The organism is Isoptericola sp. BMS4, from assembly GCF_011634835.1.
GTDB lineage: Bacteria > Actinomycetota > Actinomycetes > Actinomycetales > Cellulomonadaceae > Isoptericola.
Map to the genome: position 1 here is coordinate 1,426,068 of NZ_SIRP01000001.1, position 23,435 is coordinate 1,449,502.

At 75.2% G+C, this 23,435-nt stretch carries 23 protein-coding genes; 12 read left to right on the forward strand and 11 right to left on the reverse strand.

Annotation, left to right across the window (positions count from 1 at the left end; all coding sequences use genetic code 11):
• Positions 1–16: 16 nt before the first annotated feature.
• From EYB28_RS06400 to guaA, 4 genes are all read left to right on the forward strand, one after another.
• Positions 17–439 carry a DUF3817 domain-containing protein gene (locus EYB28_RS06400; protein ID WP_166845814.1) on the forward strand — a complete coding sequence of 141 codons (423 nt, stop codon included), beginning with the start codon at positions 17–19 and terminating at the stop codon, positions 437–439.
• A gap of 34 nt (positions 440–473) precedes the next feature.
• A complete protein-coding gene (locus EYB28_RS06405) occupies positions 474–1,169 on the forward strand; it encodes a hypothetical protein (RefSeq protein WP_166845816.1) in 696 nt (231 codons plus the stop codon).
• Positions 1,166–1,840 (forward strand): OmpA family protein, encoded by a 675-nt coding sequence (locus EYB28_RS06410; RefSeq protein WP_166845818.1) that lies wholly within the window; start codon positions 1,166–1,168, stop codon positions 1,838–1,840. The genes EYB28_RS06405 and EYB28_RS06410 overlap by 4 nt, the downstream gene beginning before the upstream one ends.
• A 159-nt stretch (positions 1,841–1,999) precedes the next feature.
• A complete protein-coding gene (gene guaA, locus EYB28_RS06415) occupies positions 2,000–3,592 on the forward strand; it encodes a glutamine-hydrolyzing GMP synthase (RefSeq protein ID WP_166845821.1) in 1,593 nt (530 codons plus the stop codon).
• A gap of 24 nt (positions 3,593–3,616) precedes the next feature.
• On the opposite strand, the gene EYB28_RS06420 is transcribed toward guaA, so the two are convergent.
• Positions 3,617–4,786, reverse strand: a complete 1,170-nt coding sequence (locus EYB28_RS06420) for a glycosyltransferase family 4 protein (protein ID WP_166845823.1) — start codon at positions 4,784–4,786, stop codon at positions 3,617–3,619.
• Positions 4,787–4,881: 95 nt separating this feature from the next.
• Between EYB28_RS06420 and EYB28_RS20600 the strand changes: the two genes are divergently transcribed.
• Positions 4,882–5,586 carry a hypothetical protein gene (locus EYB28_RS20600; RefSeq protein ID WP_370459444.1) on the forward strand — a complete coding sequence of 235 codons (705 nt, stop codon included), beginning with the start codon at positions 4,882–4,884 and terminating at the stop codon, positions 5,584–5,586.
• Positions 5,587–5,622: 36 nt separating this feature from the next.
• Here EYB28_RS20600 and EYB28_RS06430 read toward each other — a convergent pair whose 3' ends face one another.
• Positions 5,623–6,231 (reverse strand): hypothetical protein, encoded by a 609-nt coding sequence (locus EYB28_RS06430; RefSeq protein WP_166845825.1) that lies wholly within the window; start codon positions 6,229–6,231, stop codon positions 5,623–5,625.
• Positions 6,228–7,826, reverse strand: coding sequence for a PspC domain-containing protein (locus EYB28_RS06435; protein ID WP_166845827.1), 1,599 nt, complete (start codon positions 7,824–7,826; stop codon positions 6,228–6,230). Before EYB28_RS06435 ends, EYB28_RS06430 begins: the two co-directional genes overlap by 4 nt.
• A 137-nt stretch (positions 7,827–7,963) precedes the next feature.
• Here EYB28_RS06435 and EYB28_RS06440 point away from each other — a divergent pair, with 137 nt between their 5' ends.
• Complete coding sequence (locus tag EYB28_RS06440) at positions 7,964–9,301, forward strand: ATP-binding protein (protein ID WP_166845829.1); 1,338 nt, start codon at positions 7,964–7,966, stop codon at positions 9,299–9,301.
• An 80-nt stretch (positions 9,302–9,381) separates the two neighbouring features.
• Positions 9,382–9,996, forward strand: coding sequence for a response regulator transcription factor (locus EYB28_RS06445; protein WP_240930689.1), 615 nt, complete (start codon positions 9,382–9,384; stop codon positions 9,994–9,996).
• Between the two features lie 22 nt (positions 9,997–10,018).
• Here EYB28_RS06445 and EYB28_RS06450 read toward each other — a convergent pair whose 3' ends face one another.
• The 4 genes from EYB28_RS06450 to EYB28_RS06465 are packed head-to-tail and all read right to left on the reverse strand — an operon-like array spanning position 10,019 to position 14,722.
• Positions 10,019–10,765 carry a sirohydrochlorin chelatase gene (locus tag EYB28_RS06450; protein WP_166845831.1) on the reverse strand — a complete coding sequence of 249 codons (747 nt, stop codon included), beginning with the start codon at positions 10,763–10,765 and terminating at the stop codon, positions 10,019–10,021.
• A 56-nt stretch (positions 10,766–10,821) separates the two neighbouring features.
• The gene (gene cobA, locus EYB28_RS06455; protein WP_166845833.1) at positions 10,822–12,132 is read right to left on the reverse strand and encodes a uroporphyrinogen-III C-methyltransferase; all 1,311 of its coding nucleotides are present in this window, start codon (positions 12,130–12,132) and stop codon (positions 10,822–10,824) included.
• 20 nt (positions 12,133–12,152) lie between these two features.
• On the reverse strand, positions 12,153–13,010 hold the full coding sequence (locus EYB28_RS06460; protein ID WP_166845835.1) for a phosphoadenylyl-sulfate reductase: 858 nt from the start codon (positions 13,008–13,010) through the stop codon (positions 12,153–12,155).
• Positions 13,007–14,722 (reverse strand): nitrite/sulfite reductase, encoded by a 1,716-nt coding sequence (locus EYB28_RS06465; RefSeq protein ID WP_166845837.1) that lies wholly within the window; start codon positions 14,720–14,722, stop codon positions 13,007–13,009. Before EYB28_RS06465 ends, EYB28_RS06460 begins: the two co-directional genes overlap by 4 nt.
• A gap of 386 nt (positions 14,723–15,108) precedes the next feature.
• On the opposite strand from EYB28_RS06465, the gene EYB28_RS06470 reads away from it, so the two are divergent.
• Genes EYB28_RS06470 through EYB28_RS06480 form a run of 3 tightly spaced genes read left to right on the forward strand, consistent with a single transcriptional unit; the run spans position 15,109 to position 16,476 of the window.
• Positions 15,109–15,480, forward strand: coding sequence for a hypothetical protein (locus EYB28_RS06470; RefSeq protein WP_166845839.1), 372 nt, complete (start codon positions 15,109–15,111; stop codon positions 15,478–15,480).
• Positions 15,481–15,523: 43 nt separating this feature from the next.
• Positions 15,524–16,006: a DUF456 domain-containing protein gene (locus EYB28_RS06475; protein ID WP_166845841.1), complete on the forward strand. Its 483-nt coding sequence runs from the start codon at positions 15,524–15,526 to the stop codon at positions 16,004–16,006.
• Positions 16,007–16,035: 29 nt separating this feature from the next.
• Complete coding sequence (locus EYB28_RS06480; protein ID WP_166845843.1) at positions 16,036–16,476, forward strand: GNAT family N-acetyltransferase; 441 nt, start codon at positions 16,036–16,038, stop codon at positions 16,474–16,476.
• 115 nt (positions 16,477–16,591) lie between these two features.
• Here EYB28_RS06480 and EYB28_RS06485 read toward each other — a convergent pair whose 3' ends face one another.
• Together EYB28_RS06485 and EYB28_RS06490 are read right to left on the reverse strand one after the other, a co-directional pair.
• On the reverse strand, positions 16,592–18,190 hold the full coding sequence (locus EYB28_RS06485) for a DUF389 domain-containing protein (protein ID WP_166845844.1): 1,599 nt from the start codon (positions 18,188–18,190) through the stop codon (positions 16,592–16,594).
• Positions 18,191–18,260: 70 nt separating this feature from the next.
• A complete protein-coding gene (locus tag EYB28_RS06490; RefSeq protein WP_166845846.1) occupies positions 18,261–18,833 on the reverse strand; it encodes a TetR/AcrR family transcriptional regulator in 573 nt (190 codons plus the stop codon).
• Positions 18,834–18,964: 131 nt separating this feature from the next.
• Here EYB28_RS06490 and EYB28_RS06495 point away from each other — a divergent pair, with 131 nt between their 5' ends.
• Both EYB28_RS06495 and EYB28_RS06500 read left to right on the forward strand, forming a co-directional pair.
• Complete coding sequence (locus EYB28_RS06495) at positions 18,965–19,618, forward strand: NAD(P)-dependent oxidoreductase (protein ID WP_205710856.1); 654 nt, start codon at positions 18,965–18,967, stop codon at positions 19,616–19,618.
• A gap of 107 nt (positions 19,619–19,725) precedes the next feature.
• Complete coding sequence (locus EYB28_RS06500) at positions 19,726–22,446, forward strand: UvrD-helicase domain-containing protein (RefSeq protein ID WP_166845848.1); 2,721 nt, start codon at positions 19,726–19,728, stop codon at positions 22,444–22,446.
• A 54-nt stretch (positions 22,447–22,500) separates the two neighbouring features.
• Here EYB28_RS06500 and EYB28_RS06505 read toward each other — a convergent pair whose 3' ends face one another.
• Both EYB28_RS06505 and EYB28_RS06510 read right to left on the reverse strand, forming a co-directional pair.
• Entirely contained in the window at positions 22,501–23,055 is a 555-nt protein-coding gene (locus EYB28_RS06505) for a Clp protease N-terminal domain-containing protein (protein WP_166845850.1), read from the reverse strand.
• On the reverse strand, positions 23,055–23,267 hold the full coding sequence (locus tag EYB28_RS06510) for an RNA polymerase subunit sigma-70 (protein WP_166845852.1): 213 nt from the start codon (positions 23,265–23,267) through the stop codon (positions 23,055–23,057). Before EYB28_RS06510 ends, EYB28_RS06505 begins: the two co-directional genes overlap by 1 nt.
• Positions 23,268–23,435 lie beyond the last annotated feature (168 nt).

Sequence of the window (23,435 nt, forward strand, 5' to 3'; positions counted from 1 at the left end):
CGCCTACGATGGCCGGGTGAGCACCCCGGACCAGCACCCCGCCACCACCGACGCCGCGGGCGCCCAGGCCAGCCCCGAGCAGGCCGCGACCGCGATCCGCAAGGCGCGCGGCGCGCTGTCGCGCTACCGGTTCATGGCGATCCTCACCGGTGTGATGCTGCTGATCCTGTGCGTGGAGATGTTCTTCAAGTACGTGGTCCCCGTCGACGTGGTGGTGGACTACATGGGCTGGGTGCCCTTCGCGCACGGGTGGATCTACGTGGTCTACCTCGTCACCGTGCTGGACCTGTGGGCCAAGATGCGCTGGGGCTTCGGCCGCCTCGCCACGATGGTGTTCGCCGGTGTCGTGCCGGTGATGTCCTTCATCCTCGAGAAGCGCGTCCACGCCGACGCCGACGCCAAGCTGACCGCGCTCGCCGAGCGCTACGACGTGCGCTGAACCCTGTCGTCCGCCCCCACCACCGAGGAGCACCGTGTTCGCACGCGCCCGTCTTGCCACCGCTGTCCGACTGCCTGCCGCGATCGCGGTGACCGGCGTGCTCGCCGCCGGCTGCACCGGCGGGGAGCAGGACGACGGGCAGGGCGGTGACGCCACCCAGAGCACCCAGAGCACCGGGAGCGCGCCGGCCGCGGACGCGGACCCGGCGGTCGGCACGGCCGACGCGGGTGACGGCGAGATGGCCACCAGGTCCACCGCGACACCGCACGGCTCCGGGGACGCGTGGGGCGGCGAGGTCACCACGACGCTGCGCTCCGTCGAGGTCGCCGACGGCACGATGACGGTCCGGTGGGCGCTGCGCTGGGACGACGACGAGGCGCCCGCGGACGCCGGCGCGAGCTACTACGACATGGGCCTTGAGCCCGTCACGACCGTGACCGACCGGGAGAGCCTCACCCTTTACCGGCCGTTCTGCACCGACGGGGCGTGGCAGCCTGAGACCGAGCGGGCCTCGGACGCCGGCCTCGAGCAGCTGCGGTGCCGGGAGTCGATGCTCGTGTCGCCGCTCGAGAAGATCCAGTTCGCGTTCCCGAACCACGGCACGGTCGAGTCCTGGGCGGTGCTGCCCGCGCCGGAGGGCAACCCGGAGAAGGTCGACGTCGCCCCGGTCGAGGGCCTGCCGATGTTCACCGACGCCACCGTCACCTACGCCGACGGGGGTGCCGAGTGAGCGTGACCCGCCGCCGCGCGGTTCCGCTCGGGGTGGCGCTCGCCCTCGTCGCGGCCGGGGTCCCGGGCGCCACCGCGGCGGCCTCGACCCCGGACCCGTCGCCTGCAGGGTCGTCGGCGGCCGCCGAGCCGGACCCGGAGCTCGTCGCGGAGGCGGAGGAAGACCTCGCCGAGGATCGCGAGCGCGTCGAGAGCGTCGCGACGACCCCCGAGATGGCCGCCGACGCCACGATCGACCTGCGGATCGCCGACGCCACGTTCGCCCTGCACCCGGAGGACTCGACGACGGCCCTGGAGCGAGAGCGGGAGGAGGCCGACGACACCGTCGTCACGCTGACCTCCGACCTGCTGTTCGACTTCGGCTCGGCGAAGCTCTCCGCCGAGGCGAAACGAGCGGTGGAGGACCTGGCGGGCGACATCCCGCAGGGCGCGGCAGTCCACGTGGACGGGTACACCGACGCGGTGGGCGAGGAAGCGTTCAATCAGCGGCTGTCGACGAAGCGTGCGGACGCCGTCGCTGACGTGCTGTCGGGTGTGCGCGACGACCTCACGCTGAAGGTCGCGGGGCACGGCGAGTCGGACCCGGTCGCGGCCAACGAGGTGGGCGGCGAGGACAACCCCGCCGGTCGCGCGCTGAACCGCCGCGTCGAGGTGACCTACCCGACGCAGTAGCCCACTCTGCCGTGCTGTGGGTACGCAGATGGCGTGGAATCCGGCCGGATTCCACGCCATCTGCGTACCCACGTGGGTACGCAGATGGCGTGGAATCCGGCCGGATTCCACGCCATCTGCGTACCCACAGCACGAGGGGGTGGCGGATAGGATGACCCGGTGACGTCTCCCGCCACCGCACCTGCCCCAGATTCTCCCCGCCCGGTCCTCGTCGTCGACTTCGGCGCCCAGTACGCCCAGCTCATCGCGCGCCGCGTGCGCGAGGCGAAGGTCTACTCCGAGATCGTGCCGCACACGCTCACCACGGAGCAGATGCTCGCCAAGGACCCGGCGGCGATCATCCTCTCCGGGGGGCCGGCGTCGGTGTACGCCACGGGTGCGCCCTTCGTCGACCCGAAGCTGTTCGAGGCCGGCGTCCCCGTCCTCGGCATCTGCTACGGCTTCCAGGCGATGGCGCAGGCCCTCGGCGGCACGGTGGCGCAGACGGGCACGCGCGAGTACGGCGGCACCGAGGTCGAGGTGTGCGCGGCCGGCATGCTCCTGGAGGGCACCCCCGCGAACCAGACCACGTGGATGAGCCACGGCGACTCCGTGCACGCGGCCCCCGAGGGCTTCGAGGTGCTCGCGACGTCGTCCGGCTCGCCGGTCGCCGCGTTCGAGGACGCCGGCCGCCGCCTCTACGGCGTGCAGTGGCACCCCGAGGTGAAGCACTCCGCGCACGGCCAGACCGTCCTCGAGCACTTCCTGTACACCGGCGCCGGCCTGGCGGCCGACTGGACGCCCGACAACGTCATCGCGGACCAGGTCGAGGCGATCCGCGCGCAGGTCGGCGACGCCCGCGTCATCTGCGCCCTGTCCGGCGGCGTCGACTCCGCCGTGGCCGCGGCGCTCGTGCAGAAGGCCGTGGGCGACCAGCTCACCTGCGTGCACGTCGACCACGGGCTGCTGCGCGCCGGCGAGGTCGAGCAGATCGAGCGCGACTTCGTCGCCGCCACCGGCGTGAACCTCGTCATCCGCGACGAGAAGGAGCGGTTCCTCGGCGCGCTCGCCGGCGTCAGCGACCCGGAGACCAAGCGCAAGATCATCGGCCGAGAGTTCATCCGCGTCTTCGAGGACGCGCAGCGCGACATCGTCGCCGACGCCGGTGCGCACGGCGAGGAGGTCCGCTTCCTCGTCCAGGGCACGCTGTACCCCGACGTCGTCGAGTCCGGCGGTGGCGAGGGCGCGGCCAACATCAAGTCCCACCACAACGTCGGCGGCCTGCCCGACGACCTCACGTTCGAGCTCGTCGAGCCGCTGCGCACGCTGTTCAAGGACGAGGTCCGCGCCGTCGGCCGCGAGCTCGGCGTGCCCGAGGAGATCGTCTCCCGCCAGCCGTTCCCCGGCCCCGGCCTCGGGATCCGCATCGTCGGCGAGGTGACCGCCGACCGCCTGGAGACCCTGCGCAAGGCGGACGCCATCGCGCGCGAGGAGCTCACCCGGGCCGGCCTCGACGGCGAGATCTGGCAGTGCCCCGTCGTGCTGCTCGCCGACGTCCGCTCCGTCGGGGTGCAGGGCGACGGCCGCACCTACGGCCACCCCGTCGTGCTGCGCCCGGTGTCCTCCGAGGACGCCATGACGGCCGACTGGACGCGCCTGCCCTACGACGTGCTCTCGGTGATCTCCACGCGCATCACCAACGAGGTGCCCGAGGTCAACCGCGTCGTTCTCGACGTGACGAGCAAGCCGCCGGGCACGATCGAGTGGGAATGAGCGGGCAGTGAGCTCGCCAGGGGCCTACTGGAGCGCAGCGGCGCGCCGGTAGGCCTCTTCCGTGTCCGCGAGGACGCGGGGCCAGGAGGTCGCGAGCTCGGCCGTGCGGTTGTGAGCGATGATCCGGTCCAGCAGGTCGGGGTCGTCGGCGAGGCGCACGAGGGCGTCGGCCATCGCCGCGTCGTCGTCGACCAGGAGGGCGTCCCGGCCGTCGACGAGGCGTTCGGCGACGCCGGACTGCGACCGGCTCACCACCGCCAGGCCCGCGGCCTGGGCCTCGAGGGCGGCGATGCCGAAGGCGTCCTGCACGGCGGGGGCGACGAACACGTCCGCCCGCACGTAGAGCCGCATCAGCTCCGTCGTGGACAACCGGCCGACCAGGCGCACGACGTCGGCCAGGCCGCGCTCGCGCACGAAGCGGCGGGCCTCGTCGAGCTGGGGCCCGTCGCCGCCGATCGTCGCGACGAGGCGCCCGGGCGCGCGCTCGACGGCGGCCGCGAGCGCCTCCAGCATCGGCAGCACCCGCTTGCGGGGCGCGAAGCGGCTCGCGGAGACGACGTGCACCTCGCGTCCCTCGGCCCGGTCGGCGCGCTCGGTGCGCGGCAGCCGCCATGCGTCCACGTCGATGCCGTTGCCGAGCACCGACACGCGGTCGGCCGCCGTCTCGGCGCCCAGCCTGCGGCCCACGACGCGGCGCAGCGGGGCGGCGGTCATCGCGCTCACGGCCGACCACTGCACCGGCCACGCCGACCAGCCGGCCACCCGGTCGAGCGCCGCGAACGCGCGCTCCCAGCCGCCCCACACCGAGTGCACGGTGAGCAGCGCCGGCAGTCCGAGGCGGGTCACCGGGCGCAGCGCGAGCTCCACCGTGGGGGCGAGCACGCCCATGTGCAGGTGGACGACGTCGGGACGCCGCCCGGCGGCCGTCCGTTCCCGCAGCCGCGCCAGCACGTGCGCCGTCGAGCGGGGGTGCACCGGGTATCCGCCGGGTACCCGGGCCGCGACGCGGTGCACGGTGACGCCGTCCTGACCCTGCTCCGTCGTGACGCCGTGCGCATGCCGGCGCGGCGGCGTCGTCGTGATCACCTCGACCTCGTGCCCGGCCTCCGCCTGGCGGCGCGCGAGCCGGGCGACCTGCGTCTCGATGCCCCCGAGGAGGGGCAGGTAGGAGTCCGACACGTGGGTGATGCGCACCGGTTCATCCTGCCATCGCCTGCGTGCCGGGCTACGTTGGCAGGAGAGGTACCGCGCCAGTCGTCCCAGGCAGCGTCCACGAGAGAGGTGCCGTCATGTCCAGCGTGTCGTCGAGCCGGGTGACCATCGGGCCCGTCAAGGGGGTCCGCGGCATCGGGATGGTCACGATCGTCGCCGGCGTCGTCATGGTGCTCGCCGGGCTCGGCGTGTGGATCCTCGTGTCCATGACGCTCGCCGACGAGAACATCACCGTCTCCGACGACGCCCGCATGTTCGCGGGCCAGCAGGTCGCCGGCCCCTTCACGGCGTACGCGCAGGCGGAGGTCATCGACAAGCACGCCACCGAGATGGCCGACGGGCAGACGTACGCAGAGCTGCCGCAGGACGACCCGCTGCGCGACACCGTCATGAACGCGTCGTTCCTGCGCGCCTCCCTGTTCACGTCCGTCGTCGCGTTCGGCGTCTGCGCGCTGGTCGTGGGCCTGGGGATCCTGTTCGTCCTGCTGGGCGGGGCGCTGCGCCGGCTCGCGGGCGGCCCGCAGGTCGCCGTCGAGACGCCGGGGCTCTCCTCGCACGGCGACCTGTCGGCGTCGGGCCGCCATGCGGACGAGCCGCCGACGTCGCCGCTGCCGCCGACGCCGCCCGGCCCGCCGCCGACGCGGTCGTCGTCACGCCCCGCACCCGACGCGCCGACGCCGGGTTCCTCGGACCGGCCGCCTGCCGCACCGCCGGTCGCGGGGCCGGAGACCGGCCCGGGCACGCCGAGGCCCTCGGACCCGGGGGACGGTCCGAGGGCCTGACGGGCGGGGCGGGCGGAGCCGCCCGGCACGACGACGTCAGCCTGACGTCGGCCGGCGTCGGCGGCGTACCGCCGCGGCGACCGACCCGACCACCAGCAGGAAACCGGCGGCGGCGAGCAGCACGATCGAGATGAGGCCGACGTCGAGCCGGGCGCCCGCCCCCGTCGCGACGAGCCCCACGCCGAACGCCACGACCAGCACGCCCCACACGATGGTGCTGGCGCGCGGGCCCGAGGGGGGCGCGGGTTCCGTGCTCGCGACAGGGCCGGCGGGCCCGACGGGGTAGGGCGTCGGTGCGGCCGGGAGCGGGTCGGGCTGCGGGGTCGGAGCGGGCCCCGCCGGCTCGGGGGCCGCCCGCGGGGGGTCGGGCTGGTCGAACACCGACAGCGGGTCGTCGGGCCCGGCGGCGGGCAGGGGCCGCGTCTCCTCGGGCGCGGGGAGCACCTGGGTGTCGTCGGTCGCCGGCAGCGCCTGGGTGTCCTCGGCGGCGGGCAGCGCCTGCGTCTCCTCGGGCGCGGGGAGCGCCTGCGTCTCCTCGGGCGCGGGGAGCGCCTGGGTGTCGTCGGTCGCCGGCAGCGCCTGCGTCTCGTCCGTCGCCGGCCGAGCGTCGTCGGGCGTGGGCGGGGTGGTCCTGTCGTCGCTCATCGCGAGCCCTCCTCGATGGTCAGGTCGCCGGCGCGCACGTCGACGTCGAGCACCAGCCGTGCGCTGTCCGGGCCGGTGACCTCGGGCGTGGTGAACCGGACGGGGTTCTCGGTGTAGGTGTTCACCGAGCGGGAGCTGCCGTCCACCCGCCAGGTCAGGTTGCCGGCGATGACCTCGGCCTGCGCCTCGACGGCGGTGTTCTCGGGGATGACGACCAGGGTGCTGCCGGCGGTCATGGAGATGGGGACGACGGCCTGCTCGCCGGGGTCGAGGCTGTCGAGGTCGAGCTCGGTGAGGTCGACGACGGCGCTGCCGAAGCGGACGTGGACGCCGTCCTCGGCCTCCTCGATGGTGCGCGGCGTCAGGTTGCCCTCGCTGATGACGGCGGCGGGGCCGGGGCGCGGGTCGTCGTCCCAGAAGTCCCAGCTGTCCTGGTCGCCCGCGAACGGCCACGTGATGATCCCCGCCACGAGCGCGAGCGCGGCCAGCCAGCTCAGGCCGCCGCCGCGCCTGCCGCGCAGCCCGCACACCACCAGGCCGAGGCCGAGCACGACGATCGAGGCGCCGAGCCAGGTCGGGCCGAGCGGGACGCCCAGGTCGCCGACCCGGTCCGCGACCAGCAGCAGTGCGCCGATGATCAGCACGAGGCCCGTCACGATGCCGACCGTCCCGGCGCCGGGTCCACGCCGTCGTGGCTTCGGCGGCCTGGGGGGCTGCGGGGGCGCCGGCGCAGGGGCGGACGCCGCGGGCGGGGCAGCGGCGTAGACCGGGCGGGACTCCGCGACGGGCGGCTGTGGCTGCTGCGTGCGGGAGGGCGCCGGCGGCGCGGGCGTGAAGTGCGCCGCGGGCTCCGGCCCGTCACCCCGGCCGGCGACCGGTGAGCCGGGTGCGTCCGGGGCGGGCGTGATCGGCACACCGGCGGCCGGGGCGTACGGCGCGGGGGAGCCGGCCGGGGGCGCGGACGGCCCGGGACCGGTGGGGCCACCGGGAGCGCCGGGGCCTCCAGGCCCCGTGGGCCGGCCCGGTGCCCCCGGCCCGCCCGACGAGGGGTCGCGGCGGGCCCGGCGGTCGCGGACGAGCTTGACGATCAGCCAAATGACCGCCACCCAGACGGCGACCCACAGCACGCCGCCCACCCAGTCGAAGAGCCCGAAGCCCCACGACCAGAGGCCGTCGTTCCAGGCGACGCCGACGACGAAGGCGATGACGGCGCCGAGCAGCGCGACGTCGAAGTCGCCGCGGACGGCTTGCTGCAGGTGGATCCGCCCGTCACGACGCTCGGGCAGCAGGGCCCACGCGATCGCGTAGATGACGATGCCGGCGCCGGTGAGGAAGAAGCTGAGGATGAGCAGACCGCGGACCAGCAGGGGGTCGAGGCCGAACCTCTCCGCGACGCCGCCCGCCACGCCGCCGACCCAGCGCTCGTCGGAGCGGGCGATCCCCATCCGGCGGATCGAGTCGAAGAACCCGTCGCCGGCGGGTCGGCGGGGCGGGGGAGCGCCCTCGGGCGGGGCGTCGCCCGTGCCGGGCGGCGTGCCGGGTGCGGCGCCGCCGCCGGGCTGCGGCCCGGGCTGGGAGTGGTCGTCGGTGCTCATGGGTCCATCCTGACGACCCGGCGGCGCGCGCGGCATCGGGAGCTGCCCTGACCGGACCCTGAAACGCCCGGGAGCCGCACCCTGAAACTTGTGCCCCCGTGCCTCGGGACGCCACCTGACGTGCCAGGATCAGGAACGTGACCACGACCGACCGCCCCGCGCGCCTCCCGCTGCGCCGGCCCCCGCAGGGCCGGTGGCTCGGCGGCGTGTGCGCGGGGCTGGCCCTGCACCTGCGCCTTCCGGTCGCGGTCGTGCGGGTCGCGTTCGCCCTGCTGGCGCTCGCCGGTGGGGCCGGCCTCGTCGTGTACGTCTTCTGGTGGGTGACCGTCCCTGCTGGGGACCCGCGGCTGGCCGCGGCCGCGACACCATCGTCGCTGCAGCGGCTCGCTCCCCGGCTGCGGATGCAGGGGCCGGTGTCGGCGCTGCCGTTGCGCGACGTCGTGATCGGCGCCGCGCTCCTCGGGGGCGCCGGGCTGCTCGTCGCCGCCCGGACGGGGTGGGACATCGGGTCGTCGTGGCTGCTGCCGGTGCTCATCGCCGTCGGCGGCCTGGCGCTGGCGTGGAGCCAGCTCGACGCCGCGCAGCGCGGCCGGTGGCGCGACGACGGCGGCGGGCGCGGCACCTTCGTGCTCCGACTGGCCGGCGGCGTCATCCTCGTGATGTCCGGCGTGCTGCTCCTGCTCTATCAGGGCACGTCGCCGCGGCTGCTGGTCCAGGTCGCGGCAGCCTGCCTCGCGGTGCTGATCGGTGTCGCGCTGATGCTGGCGCCCTGGTGGCTGCGGCTCGTCCGCGAGCTGGGCGACGAGCGCGCCGCCCGCGCCCGCGAGGCGGAACGTGCCGACATCGCCGCCCACCTGCACGACTCCGTGCTGCAGACGCTCGCCCTCATCCGTTCGCGCGCCGACGACCCCGAGACGGTGGCGCGCATGGCACGTGCCCAGGAGCGGGAGCTGCGCGAGTGGCTCTACACGGACCGCACCGCGCCGGGCACGTCGCTGGCCGCGGAGCTGCGCGCGCTGGTCGGCGAGGTGGAGGACGGACGCGCCGTCGAGATCGAGACCGTCGTCGTCGGCGACTGCGTGCCCACGGAGGAGACGACGGCGGTGCTGCAGGCCACCCGGGAGGCGCTCGTCAACGCGGTCGCGCACGGGAGCCCGCCGGTGACCGTCTACCTCGAGATCACCGACGCCGCGGTCGAGGTGTTCGTGCGCGACCGCGGCGACGGCTTCGACATGGACGACATCGCGCCGGACCGGTTCGGCGTGCGGGAGTCCATCCTGGGGCGGGTGCACCGCCGGGGCGGCACCGCCGACGTGACCAGCCGCCCGGGGTGGGGCACCGAGGTGCGGCTGCGCATGCCGCGCGAGCCCGACGCGGCGCCCGCCCCGGAGCCCGAGCCCGACACCCGGCCCGACACCGAGCCGTCCCCGCAGGACGCGACCGAGCCCGTCCCCGACGAAGGAGCCCGTCAGTGACCACGGACCCGAACCACGACGGCGCCGCCGCCGACACGGTGCCCACCCCCGTCCCCGTCGTCCTCGTCGACGACCACCACATGTTCCGCACCGGCGTCCGCGCGAGCCTCGACGAGCGGGTGCGCGTGGTGGGGGAGGCCGCCGACGTCGACCAGGCGGTCGCCGCGGTGCACGAGCACCGCCCGCCCGTCGTCCTGCTCGACGTGCACCTGCCCGGCGGCAACGGCGGCGGGGGTGCCGAGGTGGTGTCGCGCTGCGCCGACCTGCTGGGCGGCACCCGCTTCCTCGCGCTGTCCGTGTCCGACGCCGCCGAGGACGTCGTCGCCGTCATCCGGGCCGGCGCGCGCGGGTACGTCACCAAGAACATCTCCGCGAACGAGCTCTCCGGAGCGGTCGTCCGCGTGGCCGGGGGAGACGCCGTCTTCTCCCCGCGGCTCGCCGGGTTCGTGCTCGACGCCTTCGGCACCGCCGCCGGCGACGTCGCCGTGGCTGACGACGAGCTCGACCGCCTGTCCAAGCGCGAGCAGGAGGTGATGCGCCTCATCGCCCGCGGCTACTCCTACCGCGAGGTCGCGAGCGAGCTGTTCATCTCCATCAAGACCGTCGAGACGCACGTGTCCGCGGTGCTGCGCAAGCTGCAGCTCTCCAGCCGCTACGAGCTCACCCGGTGGGCGGCCGCGCGCCGGCTGCTCTGATCGACGTACCTGACCCGCGGGCTCAGGCCGCCGCGTCGCCGGGCGGGGCGTCGCGGTAGCGGTCCACGACGACGTCGACCAGCTCGTCGGGCGCCTCCTCGCCGGCGACGAGCAGCGGCGCCGACGTGACGTCGCCGCCCGCGTTCGCGGCGAGGTCGGCGAAGAAGCCCGGGGCCAGCAGGTAGGTGGCGACGACGACGCGGCCCGCGGCGCCCTTGCCGCGGGCGTCGGACACGACGTCCGCGAGCCGCGGTGTGGCGTTGGCGAGGTAACCCACGGTCACGGTGCGCCCGATCCGCGCCGAGAGCCGCTGCGCCGTGGTCTCGCAGTCGGCGACCGCGCGCGCGTCGCTCGACCCGGCAGCGGCGAGCACGACGACGTCGTCGTCCCGCAGGCCGGTCGGCAGCGACTCGGCGAGGCGCCGCTCCAGCAGGTCCACGAGCCGGTCGTCCGGACCCAGCGCGTCGCCGAGCGTCACCCGCTGCCCGGAGGCGACGGCCTTCTCGACGTCCTCGCGCAGGTCGACGTGCACGTGGTACCCGGCCGAGAGCAGCAGGGGCACGACGACCGTCGCCTCGACGGGGGCCTCGCGCAGGCCCGCCAGGCAGGTCGGCACGTCCGGAGTCTGCACGTCGACGAAGCCCGCGTGCACGGGCACCTCCTGTGCCGCGAGCCGGTGGGCCACGGCGTCGACCAAGGTCGCGACTGCGCCCGCGCCCGTGGGCGAGTCGGTGCCGTGGGAGATGGCGAGCAGCGCGGGAGGCGTCATGGCCGGGACACTACCGCCGTCGCCGGTCCCGGTGGTTGCCGGCGGGTGAACCGCGGTCACGACGTCCTCACGACGGACGCCGGTGAGGTGTGAGCGGAGCCGCGGGCGACGTCGTCCCCGGCCCACGCCGGGCTGAGGCGCACCACGTCCCCGACGACCGTCACGGCCGGCGCCCGCACCCCGACCTCCGCGGCCCTCGCGGCGATGTCCGCGAGGGTGCCGACGGTGGTGCGCTGGCGAGGGCCGTACCCGTCCTCGACCACGGCGACGGGGGTCTCGGCGGGCCGCCCGGCAGCGACGAGCGCCCGCGCGGAGTCGGCCAGCCGGGTGACGCCCATGAGGAGCACCAGGGTGTGGTCGGTGCCGCCGGGCACCTCCCGGACGGCGTCGTGGCCGGTGAGCACGCTGAAGCCGTGCGCCACGCCCCGGTGCGTCACGGGGATCCCGGCCGCGGCGGGCACCGACACGGCGGACGTCACGCCGGGCACGACCTCCACCTCGATGCCGTGCGCGCGGCAGGCGGCGAGCTCCTCGCCGCCGCGGCCGAACACGTACGGGTCGCCGCCCTTGAGGCGCACCACGTCCCGCCCGGCCAGGGCGTGGGAGACCAGCAGGGCGCAGATCTCGTCCTGCGGCACCGGGTGGTGGCCGGGCGTCTTGCCGACGTCGACGACCTCCACGTCGGCGGCCAGACCGGCCAGCAGCGCCCGGGGGGCGAGCCGGTCCACCACGACGACGTCCGCCGTGGCCAGCAGCCGTCGCCCGCGGGCCGTGATCAGGCCCGCTGCGCCCGGGCCGCCGCCGACCAGCGCGACCCGCCCCGGACGCCCGGCCTCGGCGTCGTCGGTCGGGCGGACGCGCCGCAGCGGCAGCGTCCCGTCGTCCAGGCCGGCCGCGACGGCGTCGCGCACCCGTACCGCGCGGCGCGGGTCGCGTCCGGCGGTCACGGCGACCGTCACCTCGCGGCCCACGCCGTCGGCCGGGACGTCGTCCACGCGCGTGCGGGCCACGGCGGGCACCCAGGCGCTGGCGCGTGCGGCGTCGCCGGCGGTGACGCAGAACGTGCGGGCGAGCTCGGCGTCCGCGGCCACGCGCGCGTCGACCCGCGGGTCGCCGGTGGCGGTGTGCACCAGCCATGCGCCCTCGAGGTCGCCCTCGCAGTAGCCGCGCGTCAGGTGCTGGACGGCGCCGCGCGCGACGAGCGCGGCGAGCTCGGGGACGACGTCGGGCGCGATGACGCGCACGCGCGCGCCGGCGGCGAGCAGGCCGCCGACCCGGCGCAGCGCCACCGGCCCGCCGCCGACGACGATCACCAGCCGGCCGTCGAGGCGCAGCCCCAGCGGGTAGGTCTCGTGCGTCGCGCGCATCGCCGCCTCCTTCCGTCCGCTCATCCGTGCAGACCGCACTCGGTCTTGTCCAGCCCTGCCCATCGTCCCGCGCGGGCGTCCTCGCCGGGTGCCACGCGCTGGGTGCAGGGGGCGCAGCCGACCGACGGGTAGCCGTCGGCCAGCAGCGGGTTGACCACCAGGCCGTGGCGCTCGGCGTAGTCCGCCACGTCGTCGTCCGTCCAGGCGGCGAGCGGGTTGAGCTTGACCACGCCGTTGCGCTCGTCCCACGACACGAGCGGGGCGTTCGCCCGGGCGGCGGTCTCCGCGCGGCGCACGCCCGTGGCCCAGGCCTCGTACCCCTGCAGGGCCGCCCGCATCGGGGCGACCTTGCGCATCGCGCAGCAGGCCTCGGGGTCGCGGTCGTGCAGCTTCGGCCCGTACCGCTCGTCCTGCTCGGCGACGGTGAGCTCGGGGCGCACGTCCACGACGTCGACGTCCATCTCGATCTCGACGGCGCCGCGCGTGCCGAGCGTCTCCCCGAAGTGGTAGCCGGTGTCGCCGAAGAGCACGTCCACGAACGGGAGCTGCCGGGAGACGAGGTGCGCGAGCACCGTGTCCTGCATCGAGGAGGCGACGGCGAGCCACGGGCCGAACTCGCGCACGGCCCAGGCGATGACCTCCTCGGCGGTCGCCTCGGGGCTGTCGCCGTCGCCGTGCAGCTGGGCCTGGCCCCGCTCGACGACGTGGCGCAGGTCGTCGGTCGAGCGGCGGTGGCGCGACGCGCGGGCGGCGCGGCGCTGCTCGCGGACCTCGTCCCGGGCGGCCGCGCGGGCGCGGACCCGGGCGAGCCGGTCGCCGCCGCCGGGGGTGAGGGAGGACACGGGGGAGGAGGGGTCGGACAGCTCGACGGCCGTCATCCCAGGGCCTCCTCGTCGGCGCGGTGCGCCCACTGCGCGAACGTCTCGTCGCCGGTGCGGTCGGCCTCGTACCGGCGCACGACGCGCTCCACGTAGTCCCCGACCTGGGAGGCCGGGACCTTGAGCCCGCGCACCGTGCGGCCCAGGCCGCCCTCGTCGCGCCCCTCGCCGACCAGCCCGCCGCCCAGGTGCACCTGGAAGCCCGGCATCTGCTCGCCGTCGACCGTGATGATCTGGCCCTTGAGCCCGATGTCCGCGGTCTGGATCCGGGCGCAGGAGTTGGGGCAGCCGTTGACGTTGAGCTCGATGGGGCGACCGAGGCGCTCGTGGACGTCGGCCAGGCGCTCCTCCAGCTCGCCGATGACGCGGGCGGCGGTGTCCTTGGTGTCGACGATGGCCAGCTTGCAGTACTCGATGCCGGTGCACGCGATGGTGGAGCGGCGGAACAGGCTCGGGCGGGCGGTGAGGCCGAGCGGCTCCAGCCCCGCGACGAGGTCGTCGACCCGGTCGGCGGGCACGCCGAGGATCACGACCTTCTGGTGCGCGGTCAGGCGGGCCGACTCGGCGCCGACCGACTCGATGAGGTCGGCGAGCCCGCTCAGGGTGTTGCCGCCGACGCGGCCCACGACCGGGGCGGCGCCGACGTAGAAGCGCCCGTCCTTCTGCTCGTGGACGCCCACGTGGTCGCCGGGGCGGGTCGCGGGGGCGGGCGCCGGTCCGTCGGGCAGCTCGTAGCCGAGGTACTCGTCCTGCAGCACCTGCCGGAACTTCTCCGTGCCCCAGTCCTTGAGCAGGAACTTCAGGCGCGCCTTGTTGCGCAGCCGGCGGTAGCCGTAGTCGCGGAAGACGCGGATGACGCCGTGCCAGACGTCGGGCGCCTGGTCCTCGGTGACGAACGCGCCGAGGCGCTCGCCGAGGCGCGGCGCCGTCGACAGCCCGCCGCCGACCCACAGGTCGTAGCCGGGGCCGAGCTCGGGGTGCACCACCCCGACGAGCGAGATGTCGTTGATCTCGTGGACGACGTCGAGGCTCGGGTGACCGGTGATCGCCGTCTTGAACTTGCGGGGCAGGTTCGCCAGCTCCGGGTCGCCGATGTAGCGCCGTTTGATCTCGAGGATCACCGGGGTGGGGTCGATGATCTCGTCGGCGGCGATCCCCGCCACCGGGCTGCCGAGGAAGCCGCGCGGCGAGTCGCCGCACGCCGTCGTCGTCTCGAGGCCGACGGTGTCGAGGCGGCGCCAGATCTCCGGCATGCTCTCGATCTCGATCCAGTGGTACTGGATGTTCTGCCGGTCGGTGATGTCGGCCGACCCGCGCCCGAAGTCCGCGGAGATGCCGCCGAGCACCCGCAGGGCGGCGGGGGAGAGGGCCTGGCCGTCGGAGCGGACGCGGAGCATGAAGTACCGGTCCTCGAGCTCGTGCGGCTCGAGGGTCGCGGTGCGGCCGCCGTCGATCCCGGGCTTGCGCTGGGTGTACAGGCCCCACCAGCGGAACCGTCCGTGCAGGTCGTCGCCGGGGATCGAGTCGAAGCCCTCGCGGGCGTAGGTGTCCTCGATGCGGCCGCGGACGTTGAGGCTGTTGTCCTCGGCCTTGAACTCCTCGTTGTGGTTCAGGGGTGTGGTGCCGTCGATCTTCCACTGCCCGTTCGGGCGGGAGGGGCGCGGCGGCCGGACCGTGCTGGCGGCGGAGGGTGCGGTGGTCTGCGTCGTCATCGGGGGGTTCTTCCTCGGGTCCTCGTGGTCGGGACGCGCGACGACGAACGACTCAGCTCCGGGTGGCCGAGGACCGACGGCGCGCGCCGATGCTCAGGGGCCGCGGGGTGCGGCGGGGGCTGAGGGAAGGCGCGATCAGCGACAGCAGCACAGACAGCTGCGCATGCTGCGGCGGGCGCACGCCGGCATCTCGTGACGGGAGGTCACGAGGAGGCGGTGCGCTGCCGTGGTCATGGCGACGACGGTAGCCGCTCGGCGGGAGATCGCGCGAGCGGCGGTCCACATGGTGGGACCACATCGTGGGACCAGCATGTGGACAGCGGTCCCGGAACGGGATGACGACGGCGGTGTCAGAACCCTGCCCGTGCGGGGAATAGGCTGGTCGCATGGACTTCCTGTACAACGTCTTCGCCGTGCTGCACTTCGTCGGCTGGGCGATCGTGCTCGGCGGCTACATCGCCTCGATCAAGGGCTCCGGCCTGTACCGCGGCGTCTTCCACGGCGCGGCGACGGCGCTGGTCGCGGGCGTGCTGATGGTCGGCACGGCCGAGATGAGCGGGATGTGGGACGACGGCGGCCCGAGCATGGCCAAGATCGGCGTCAAGCTCGTGATCGCCCTGGTCATCGCCGTGCTGGCGTTCCTCGCCAAGCGGCAGGGCGCCAAGGGCGACAACGGCACCGGGCCGGTCTCGCCGGGCCTCAAGCACACGATCGGCGCCCTGACGCTGGTCAACATCGTGGTCGCCGTCTTCTGGTGATCTTCGTCACGCCGTTGGTTCGCCGGGCCTCGGGCGGGAAGGCATGAGCGTCCTCGGCGAGGTGCTCGTCGGCCTCGCGATCGCCGTCGGGCTGGTCGGCATCGTCGTGCAGATCCTGCCCGGCAACGCGCTGGTCCTCGGGTCCGTGCTCGTGTGGGCGTGGGTCACCGGCGGCACGACCGCGTGGGTCTGCTTCGCCATGGCGGCGCTCGTCATCGTCCTGGCGGAGCTGGGCCAGTGGCTGCTCGCCGGGCGGCACATGCGCCGCGCCGACGTGCCCTGGTCGACCCTCGCGCTCGGCGGGGTCGCCGGGATCGTCGGGTTCTTCGTCGTCCCCGTCGTCGGCCTCTTCCTGTTCTTCGCGGGAGCCGTCTTCCTCGCCGAGCTCGCGCGACGGCGCGACCGCCGGGTGGCCTGGCGCGCGACGGTCGTGGCGCTGCAGGCGACGGCCATCACCATCGGCATCCAGCTCGCCGGCGGCCTGGTGGCGACCGTCACGTGGGTCGTGGGCCTGGTTCTCACCTGACCCGCGCGACGCCGTGTGAGCATGAGCCGGTGCAGATCATCACCGCCCCGCTGGACGAGCTCGACCCCCGCACCGCCTTCGACGTCTGCCGCCTGCGCCAGGACGTCTTCGTCGTCGAGCAGCGGTGCGCCTACCCGGACCTCGACGACCGGGACCTCGAGCCGGCCACGCGCCACGTCGTCCTGCGCGACGGCGCCCGCGTCGTCGCCACGGCGCGCGTGCTCGACGACGGCGCCGAGCAGCGCATCGGGCGCGTCGTGTGCCACCAGGACGTGCGCGGCACGGGCGCCTCGGGCGCCCTGATGCGCGCGGCCCTCGACGCCGCGACCGCCGCGGCGCCGTCGCAGGACGTCGTGCTCGGCGCCCAGTCGCCGCTCGTGGACTGGTACGGGCGGTTCGGCTTCGAGCCCGACGGGCCGGAGTACCTGGAGGACGACATCCCGCACACGCCGATGCGGCTGCGGCGCTGATCTCCGCGGCGCCTCGCCGGCAGGCGGGCCGCGGAAATGCCGTGGCCGGCGTCGTGCCGCGCCGGGACGTGCCCGTGCACGGGATCGAGCCGTGCCGGGCGACGGCCGCGCGGGCTCAGCCTGCCGGGAGCCGCGTCGTGGTGACCGGGACGACCGAGATCTCGAGGGCGTAGTCGTCGCCCAGCGCGTCGTCGACGGCGCGCTGCAGCGTGGCCGGCGCGGGCAGGTCGTCCGGCGGCCCGGTCAGCTCCACCGTCACGGTTCCTCCTGCGACGGTCACGGTGCGCACCTCGAGCGTGGAGCCGTCGCCGAGCCAGGACGTGACGGCGCCCTGCGCGGCACGCTCGTTGGCCGTACGGTCGAGCAGGCCGTCCGTCGTGACCAGCAGCGGCACCAGGATGAGCAGCGCGGCGGCGACGAACGGGGCCAGCGTCACGAGCACCTGCCGCCCGCGGCGCAGCAGCAGCTTCGGGTTCGGCACGCCCGCCAGCACGAAGACGACCGACGCCGCGAGCACGATGGAGACGAAGTTCGTCGCGAACAGCAGGAACGCCCCCACCGCGTCCTGCGGTCGGCCGGCGCCCAGAGTCACCCCGACCACGGACAGCGGTGGGACCAGCGCGACGGCGATGGCCACCCCGCCCAGCGACGACGCGACCCGCTTGTTCACCGTCGCGAAGGCGCCCGCGGCCCCGGCGGCGATCGCGATGAGCATGTCGAGCAGGGTGGGGTCGATCCGGGAGGAGACCTGGCTGTTGGAGTCGACGGGGACGACGGCGGGCACCCAGGCCGCGATCGCGTAGGCGAGCACGACGGCGACGGCGACGCCGGCGGCGACGAGGAGGAGCGACCGGACGGCCCGCATCCGCCAGCCGTTGACCAGGGCCCCGGCCAGGCCGAGGATCGGCGTCATCAGGGGTGCGACGAGCATCGCCCCGATGACGACCGCGGTCGAGTCCTGCAGCACCGCCAGGGTGGCGATGAACACGCTGAGCACGAGCATCGTCCACCACGCGAGCCGCTTGGCCGCCCGCTCGGGGCGCTCGAGGTAGAGCTCGTCGGCCAGCTCCGACCGGCGCGCCGGGCCGACGTCCGCCTGCTCGATCCAGGACCACAGGATCTCCGTGAGCGACGGGTACGCGCCCTCGGGGGCGGGGACCGCGCCGGTCGCCACGCGGTAGCCGTAGGCGAGCGTCACACCGCCACCGAGCAGGGCCAGCAGGCCCACCGCCACGGCGATCCAGTCGACGTAGACCCCGGGTGAGGCGAGGACGGCGAGCGCGAACGCCGCCCCGACACCGCCGGACGCCAGCCGTGGGCCGCGGTGCTCGCGGGCGCCGAACGCCGCGAGCACCAGGTTGATCAGGCTGCGCAGCAGCAGGTACGCCGCCCCGAGGACGACGGCGGCCTCGAGCGCGTCCCGCGCGGAGAGCAGGAACGTCAGTGCCAGGGCCAGCGAGCCCAGCCCGCGCAGCAGCGCCGCCGTCCGGGTCAGGGGCCGCAGTCCGCGGCGCCGGACCACGGCCCACAGGTCGGTCAGCCCCGTGGTGAGCAGGCCGAGGGCCGCGACGGCCTGGACGAACCCCACGGACAGGGACGGCACGAGGACGAGCACGAGGCCCACCGCGACGGCGACCGTGCCGCCGAGGGTCGCGGGGTTGGCCAGGCGAGCCACGTGCGCCCGCGTTCCGCGATCGGCGAGATCGACGCTCATGGCGAGACGATAGCCGCGCCGGGTGGCGGGGGCCCGGCGACCGCGGCCCCCGGCGTGCGCCGGTGGCCGGTCAGAGCCGGACGCTCGCCACGATCGTCCGGGCGCGCTCTTCCGGCTCGGGCACGCCCGCGGACCCCTCGTAGGTCGCGAGGAACGCCTCGAACAGCGCGGCGCCCGCCAGCGTGCGTGCCGTCGCCGCGGTGTCGACGTCGTCGGGGAGGCGGCCGCGCGCGGCCTCGGCGTCCAGGTAGGCCTGCAGCCGCAGGGCGGGCTCGGCGGGACCCGCGCCGAGCCGGCGCACGCCCGCCCGGTGGGCGGCCAGCAGCTCGGGGCTGCCGAGGATGGACGCGGCCATGGGGAACGACTGCGCGTAGAACGCGAGGAGGCGGCGCACCAGGTCCGTCAGGTTCTCCGACACCGTGCCGGTGCCGGCCGTGCGGGCGACGTCGTCGGGGCCGTCGAGCCGGGGCGCGCGCTCGTGCAGCACGCCGAGGAACAGCTCCTGCTTGTCCGCGAAGTGCTTGTACAGCAGGGCCTCGGAGCACCCGGCGGCGCGGGCGATCTCCTTGGTGGTGGCGCGGGCGAGGCCGCGCTCGCGCAGCACCGTCGCCGCGGCGTCGAGGATGCGCTCGCGTGCGCTCATCCGTGCTCCCTCGTCTCGTCTCCGTGCCGTCCGGCGTCGGCCTCGTACTCGGCGCCCGGGCGGTGCGGTCGTCTGTTGACGTCCTCGCCGTGTGCCCCCATCCTAGGGGTGAGTAAGTGTTCACTCACCCGGTGGACCACGAGACCGAGGAGAAGCCGATGAAGATCGCCGTCCTAGGAGCCACCGGCCGCACGGGCCGCCTGGTCGTCGAGGAGGCCCACCGCCGCGGCCACCACGTGGTCGCGGTCGTGCGCGACCCCGCCCGGCTCGGCGACCTGACGCCTGACGGCGTCGCGACCGCCGACGGGCACGACGTCGGCGCTGTCACCGCCGCGCTGGCCGGCGTCGGCGCCGTCGTCTCCGCGCTCGGTCCGGTGGCCGGCAGCGCGCCGGGCGTCCAGGGCGACCTCACGGAGGTGCTCGTGCGTGCCGCCCGGGAGGCGGGCGTACGGCGGGTCGTCGTCGTGACGGCGAGCGGGTGGGTCGTCGACGGCGACGACCCGCTGAGCCGCTACCTGGCCAAGCCGATCCTGGCCCGGGCGCTGCGCGACGCCAACGCCGGCTTCGCACGGGCGGAGCCCGCCGTGCGCGCGTCGGGGCTCGACTGGACGATCGTGCGCCCCCCGCGCCTGCTGGACGGCGCCGCCCGCGGCCGGTACCACGAGCGGCGCGACGGCAACGTGCGCTGGCGCTGGTCGATGCGGCGCGCCGACCTCGCGGCGGCCGTGTGCGACGTGCTGGTCGATCCGGAGGCCGTGGGCGCGACCGTGTCGGTCGCGGGCTGAGCCCCCACGGGTCGGCCGGTCGCAGCCGCCCACGGCCGCCCGCGTGCGAGCCGGCGTCGGCGGGGACGGCCCCGGATGTCCCCGCCGGCGCCTAGGCTTGGTCCACGATGACCTCCCTGTTCGACAGCCTCTCCCTGCCCGGGTTCGACACCGCCGTGAAGGACGACACCGCGCGCCTGCCGTCCACCGCCCCGCGGTGGGACGACGACGCCGCCGATCCCGAGGCGGGCGCCCCCGGGTGGGTGCACGACGCCGCCGTCGCGGCGCACGAGGGCGCGGAGCCGACCCGGCCCCGCGCCCGGGGGGCGTTCGGGCACCTCGATCCCGAGGAGCTGCTGCAGGGGCTCAACCCGCAGCAGCGGGCCGCCGTCGAGCACCACGGCTCGCCGCTGCTCATCGTCGCCGGCGCCGGGTCGGGCAAGACCCGGGTGCTCACGCACCGCGTCGCCCACCTGCTCGCCACCGGCCGCGCGCGCCCGGGGGAGATCCTCGCGATCACGTTCACGAACAAGGCCGCCGCGGAGATGCGCGAGCGCGTCACGCAGCTCGTCGGCCCGGCGGGCGGCCGGATGTGGGTCTCCACCTTCCACTCCGCCTGCGTGCGCATCCTGCGCAAGGAGGCCAAGACGCTCGGGCTGCGATCCAGCTTCTCCATCTACGACGCCGCCGACTCGCAGCGGCTCGTGTCCCTCGTGGTGCGCGAGCTCGACCTGGACCCGAAGAAGTACCCGGCCCGCGGCCTGGCGCGCAAGATCAGCGACCTGAAGAACGAGCTGGTCGACCCCGAGGCGTATGCGCGGCAGTCGGGCGCGGACACGGCCGACCACGCCGACGCCGCCGCCCCCGGCTGGCGGGAGCGCGCGGCCGGAGGCGGCCTCGCGGCCGCTCCCGTGCCGGAGTTCGACACCGTCCTCGCGGACGTCTACCGGCGCTACCAGGCGCGGCTGCAGCAGGCGAACGCGCTCGACTTCGACGACATCATCATGACCACGGTGAACCTGCTCCAGGCGTTCCCGAACGTGGCCGAGCACTACCGGCGCCGGTTCCGGCACATCCTCGTCGACGAGTACCAGGACACCAACCACGCCCAGTACGTGCTGGTCCGTGAGCTCGCGGGCGCCTCCGGCGACACCGCCGCGGGCGCGGACGGCGACGGCCTCGACCCGGCCGAGCTGACCGTCGTCGGCGACGCCGACCAGTCGATCTACGCCTTCCGCGGCGCCACCATCCGCAACATCGTGGAGTTCGAGACCGACTACCCGGACGCCACCACGATCCTGCTGGAGCAGAACTACCGCTCGACGCAGACGATCCTGTCGGCGGCGAACGCCGTCATCTCCCGCAACCCGGAGCGCAAGCCCAAGAAGCTGTGGACCGACGCGGGCGCGGGGACCAGGATCGTCGGCTACGTCGCGGACGACGAGCACGCGGAGGCGCGGTTCGTCGCCGAGGAGATCGACCGGCTCGGCGACGCCGAGGGCGTGCGCCCGGGCGATGTCGCCGTCTTCTACCGCACCAACGCCCAGTCCCGGGCGCTGGAGGAGGTGCTGATCCGCGTCGGGCTGCCGTACAAGGTGGTCGGCGGGACCCGCTTCTACGAGCGCCGCGAGATCAAGGACGCCGTCGCCTACCTGCGGGCGCTGGCCAACCCGGACGACGACGTCAACCTGCGTCGCGTGCTCAACGTGCCCAAGCGCGGGCTGGGCGACAAGGCGGAGTCGCTCGTCGCGTCGTTCGCGGACCGGGAGCGCATCTCGTTCGGGGCGGCGCTCGAGCGCGCCGACGAGATCGGCGGCATGACGAACCGGACGCTCAAGCCGCTCACCGCGTTCCGCGACATGATGCGCGAGCTGCGGGCGCTGGTCGACGACGGCGAGCCCCCCGCCACCGTGCTCGGCGCCGTCCTCGACAGCACGGGGTACCTCGCCGAGCTCCGCGACTCCGACGACCCGCAGGACGCCTCCCGGGTGGAGAACCTCGCCGAGCTGCACGCCGTCGCCGTGGAGTTCAGTGAGCTCGACCCCGAGGGCGACCTCGCGGACTTCCTCGAGCGGGTGTCGCTCGTGGCCGACGCCGACCAGATCCCCGAGGAGGACGTCGCCGACGGCGGGGCGGAGGGCGAGCCGCGCGAGGACCAGGGCGTCGTGACGCTCATGACGCTGCACACCGCCAAGGGCCTCGAGTTCTCCGTCGTGTTCCTCACCGGCATGGAGGACGGCACGTTCCCGCACATGCGCTCCCTGCACGACGAGACGGAGCTGGCCGAGGAGCGTCGCCTCGCGTACGTCGGGATCACGCGGGCCGAGGAGCGGCTCTACATCACGCGCTCCGCCGTGCGCTCCGCGTGGGGCATGGCGAACGAGTTCCCGCCCAGCCGGTTCCTCGAGGAGGTCCCCGAGGACCTGTGGGACTGGCGGCGACGCGAGTCGTCCACCCAGGTGCTGCGCCGCGGCGGCTCCGCCTGGGGTGGCTCGGCACGGGGCGACCGGTCCGGCGGCGGCCGTGGCGGCTGGGGGAGCGGCGGCCGCGCCGAGAAGTCCCGCCCCGGCGGGGCCGGGGGCGGGGCCCCGGCCGGTGGGCGGCTCGGCCGGCCCAAGGAGGGCGCCGCGCCCGCGGGCGGCGGGGCGAAGTTCGGGTCCGCGACCCCGCGCAAGGACGCCGACGTGCCGTCCCTGCACGTGGGGGACAAGGTCACGCACGACGCCTACGGCATGGGCACCGTCGTGTCGCTCGAGGGGGCCGGGCCCAACGCCGTCGCGAAGATCGACTTCGGCGCGGACGGCACCAAGCGCCTGCTGCTGCGGTACTCGCCCGTCACCAGGCTCTGAGCGCGACGGGCCCGGCCACCACCGCCGCGGGCGGCTCGAGGCCGGGTCCGGTGCTCAGGCGGCGCGGTGCGTCCGCTCGGCGGCCGTGCGCACCGCGGCGAGGTCGGTCCCGGCCTCGCGCAGGGCGTCGTCGAGCACCCGGCGTCCGGGGCCGCCGGCGCGCAGGACGCCCAGCAGCAGGTGGGTCCCGTCGATGCTCCGGTCCTTGAGCCGGATCGCCTCGCGCAGCGAGAGCTCGAGCGCCTTCCTGGCGTCGTCGGCGAACGGGACGTGCTTGCCTCGGCGTCCGCGGCGGTGCGCGGCCCGTTCGAGGGCGCCCGCGCCGAAGACATGGTCGGTCCGGCGCCGGACCTCGTCCAGGTCGACGCCCACCGCGGCGAGGGCGTCCGCGTCGAGCGGCTCGCCCGCCGTGATGTCGCGGCGGGCGCGGGCGGCGACGTCGGCCGGGTCGAGCCCGCCGTCGCGCAGCGCCGTGGCCGCCGCGCCGCTCGCCTCCGCCAGCGCGACCAGCACGTGGCGGGTGTCGACCGTGGGGGAGCGGCGCTCCTGGCCGACGAGGACGGCGTCCTGCACCACCGCGCGGGCCTCCTTGGTGAACCTCTCGAACATCAGAGCCTCCTGCCGTGCTTCTTGTGGACCGCCTGCCGGCTGACCCCGAGCGCGTCCGCGACGTCCTGCCACGACCAGCCGAGGCTCCGGGCGCGTTCCACCTGGAGCGTCTCGAGCCGGTCGGCCAGCTCGCGCAGGGCGCGCACGGCGCGCAGCCCTTCCGTGGGGTCGTCGCCGGCCGCGGAGCCGACGAGCGTCTGCTGATCCGTCATGTGTCAACCATGGTTGACGACCGTACGTGTGTCAACCCCGGTTGACGCGCGAGTTGTCAGGGTGGGCGCGACGTATACGTCGCGCAGGGTCTGACAACTCGCACGCGCGGCGGGTTCAAGCGGTCGTCGCAACACCTGATCTAGCGAGGGGTGTTGCGATGGGTGACG

What these genes read in the sequence shown, in the direction of transcription:
- EYB28_RS20600 (WP_370459444.1), top strand. Translation starts at nt 4,882, where the DNA reads ATGTCCAGCGTGTCGTCGAGCCGGGTGACCATCGGGCCCGTCAAGGGG.
- EYB28_RS06430 (WP_166845825.1), bottom strand. Translation starts at nt 6,231, where the DNA reads ATGAGCGACGACAGGACCACCCCGCCCACGCCCGACGACGCTCGGCCG.
- EYB28_RS06435 (WP_166845827.1), bottom strand. Translation starts at nt 7,826, where the DNA reads ATGAGCACCGACGACCACTCCCAGCCCGGGCCGCAGCCCGGCGGCGGC.
- EYB28_RS06445 (WP_240930689.1), top strand. Translation starts at nt 9,382, where the DNA reads ATGTTCCGCACCGGCGTCCGCGCGAGCCTCGACGAGCGGGTGCGCGTG.
- EYB28_RS06450 (WP_166845831.1), bottom strand. Translation starts at nt 10,765, where the DNA reads ATGACGCCTCCCGCGCTGCTCGCCATCTCCCACGGCACCGACTCGCCC.
- cobA (WP_166845833.1), bottom strand. Translation starts at nt 12,132, where the DNA reads ATGCGCGCGACGCACGAGACCTACCCGCTGGGGCTGCGCCTCGACGGC.
- EYB28_RS06460 (WP_166845835.1), bottom strand. Translation starts at nt 13,010, where the DNA reads ATGACGGCCGTCGAGCTGTCCGACCCCTCCTCCCCCGTGTCCTCCCTC.
- EYB28_RS06465 (WP_166845837.1), bottom strand. Translation starts at nt 14,722, where the DNA reads ATGACGACGCAGACCACCGCACCCTCCGCCGCCAGCACGGTCCGGCCG.
- EYB28_RS06470 (WP_166845839.1), top strand. Translation starts at nt 15,109, where the DNA reads ATGGACTTCCTGTACAACGTCTTCGCCGTGCTGCACTTCGTCGGCTGG.
- EYB28_RS06475 (WP_166845841.1), top strand. Translation starts at nt 15,524, where the DNA reads ATGAGCGTCCTCGGCGAGGTGCTCGTCGGCCTCGCGATCGCCGTCGGG.
- EYB28_RS06485 (WP_166845844.1), bottom strand. Translation starts at nt 18,190, where the DNA reads ATGAGCGTCGATCTCGCCGATCGCGGAACGCGGGCGCACGTGGCTCGC.
- EYB28_RS06490 (WP_166845846.1), bottom strand. Translation starts at nt 18,833, where the DNA reads ATGAGCGCACGCGAGCGCATCCTCGACGCCGCGGCGACGGTGCTGCGC.
- EYB28_RS06500 (WP_166845848.1), top strand. Translation starts at nt 19,726, where the DNA reads ATGACCTCCCTGTTCGACAGCCTCTCCCTGCCCGGGTTCGACACCGCC.
- EYB28_RS06505 (WP_166845850.1), bottom strand. Translation starts at nt 23,055, where the DNA reads ATGTTCGAGAGGTTCACCAAGGAGGCCCGCGCGGTGGTGCAGGACGCC.
- EYB28_RS06510 (WP_166845852.1), bottom strand. Translation starts at nt 23,267, where the DNA reads ATGACGGATCAGCAGACGCTCGTCGGCTCCGCGGCCGGCGACGACCCC.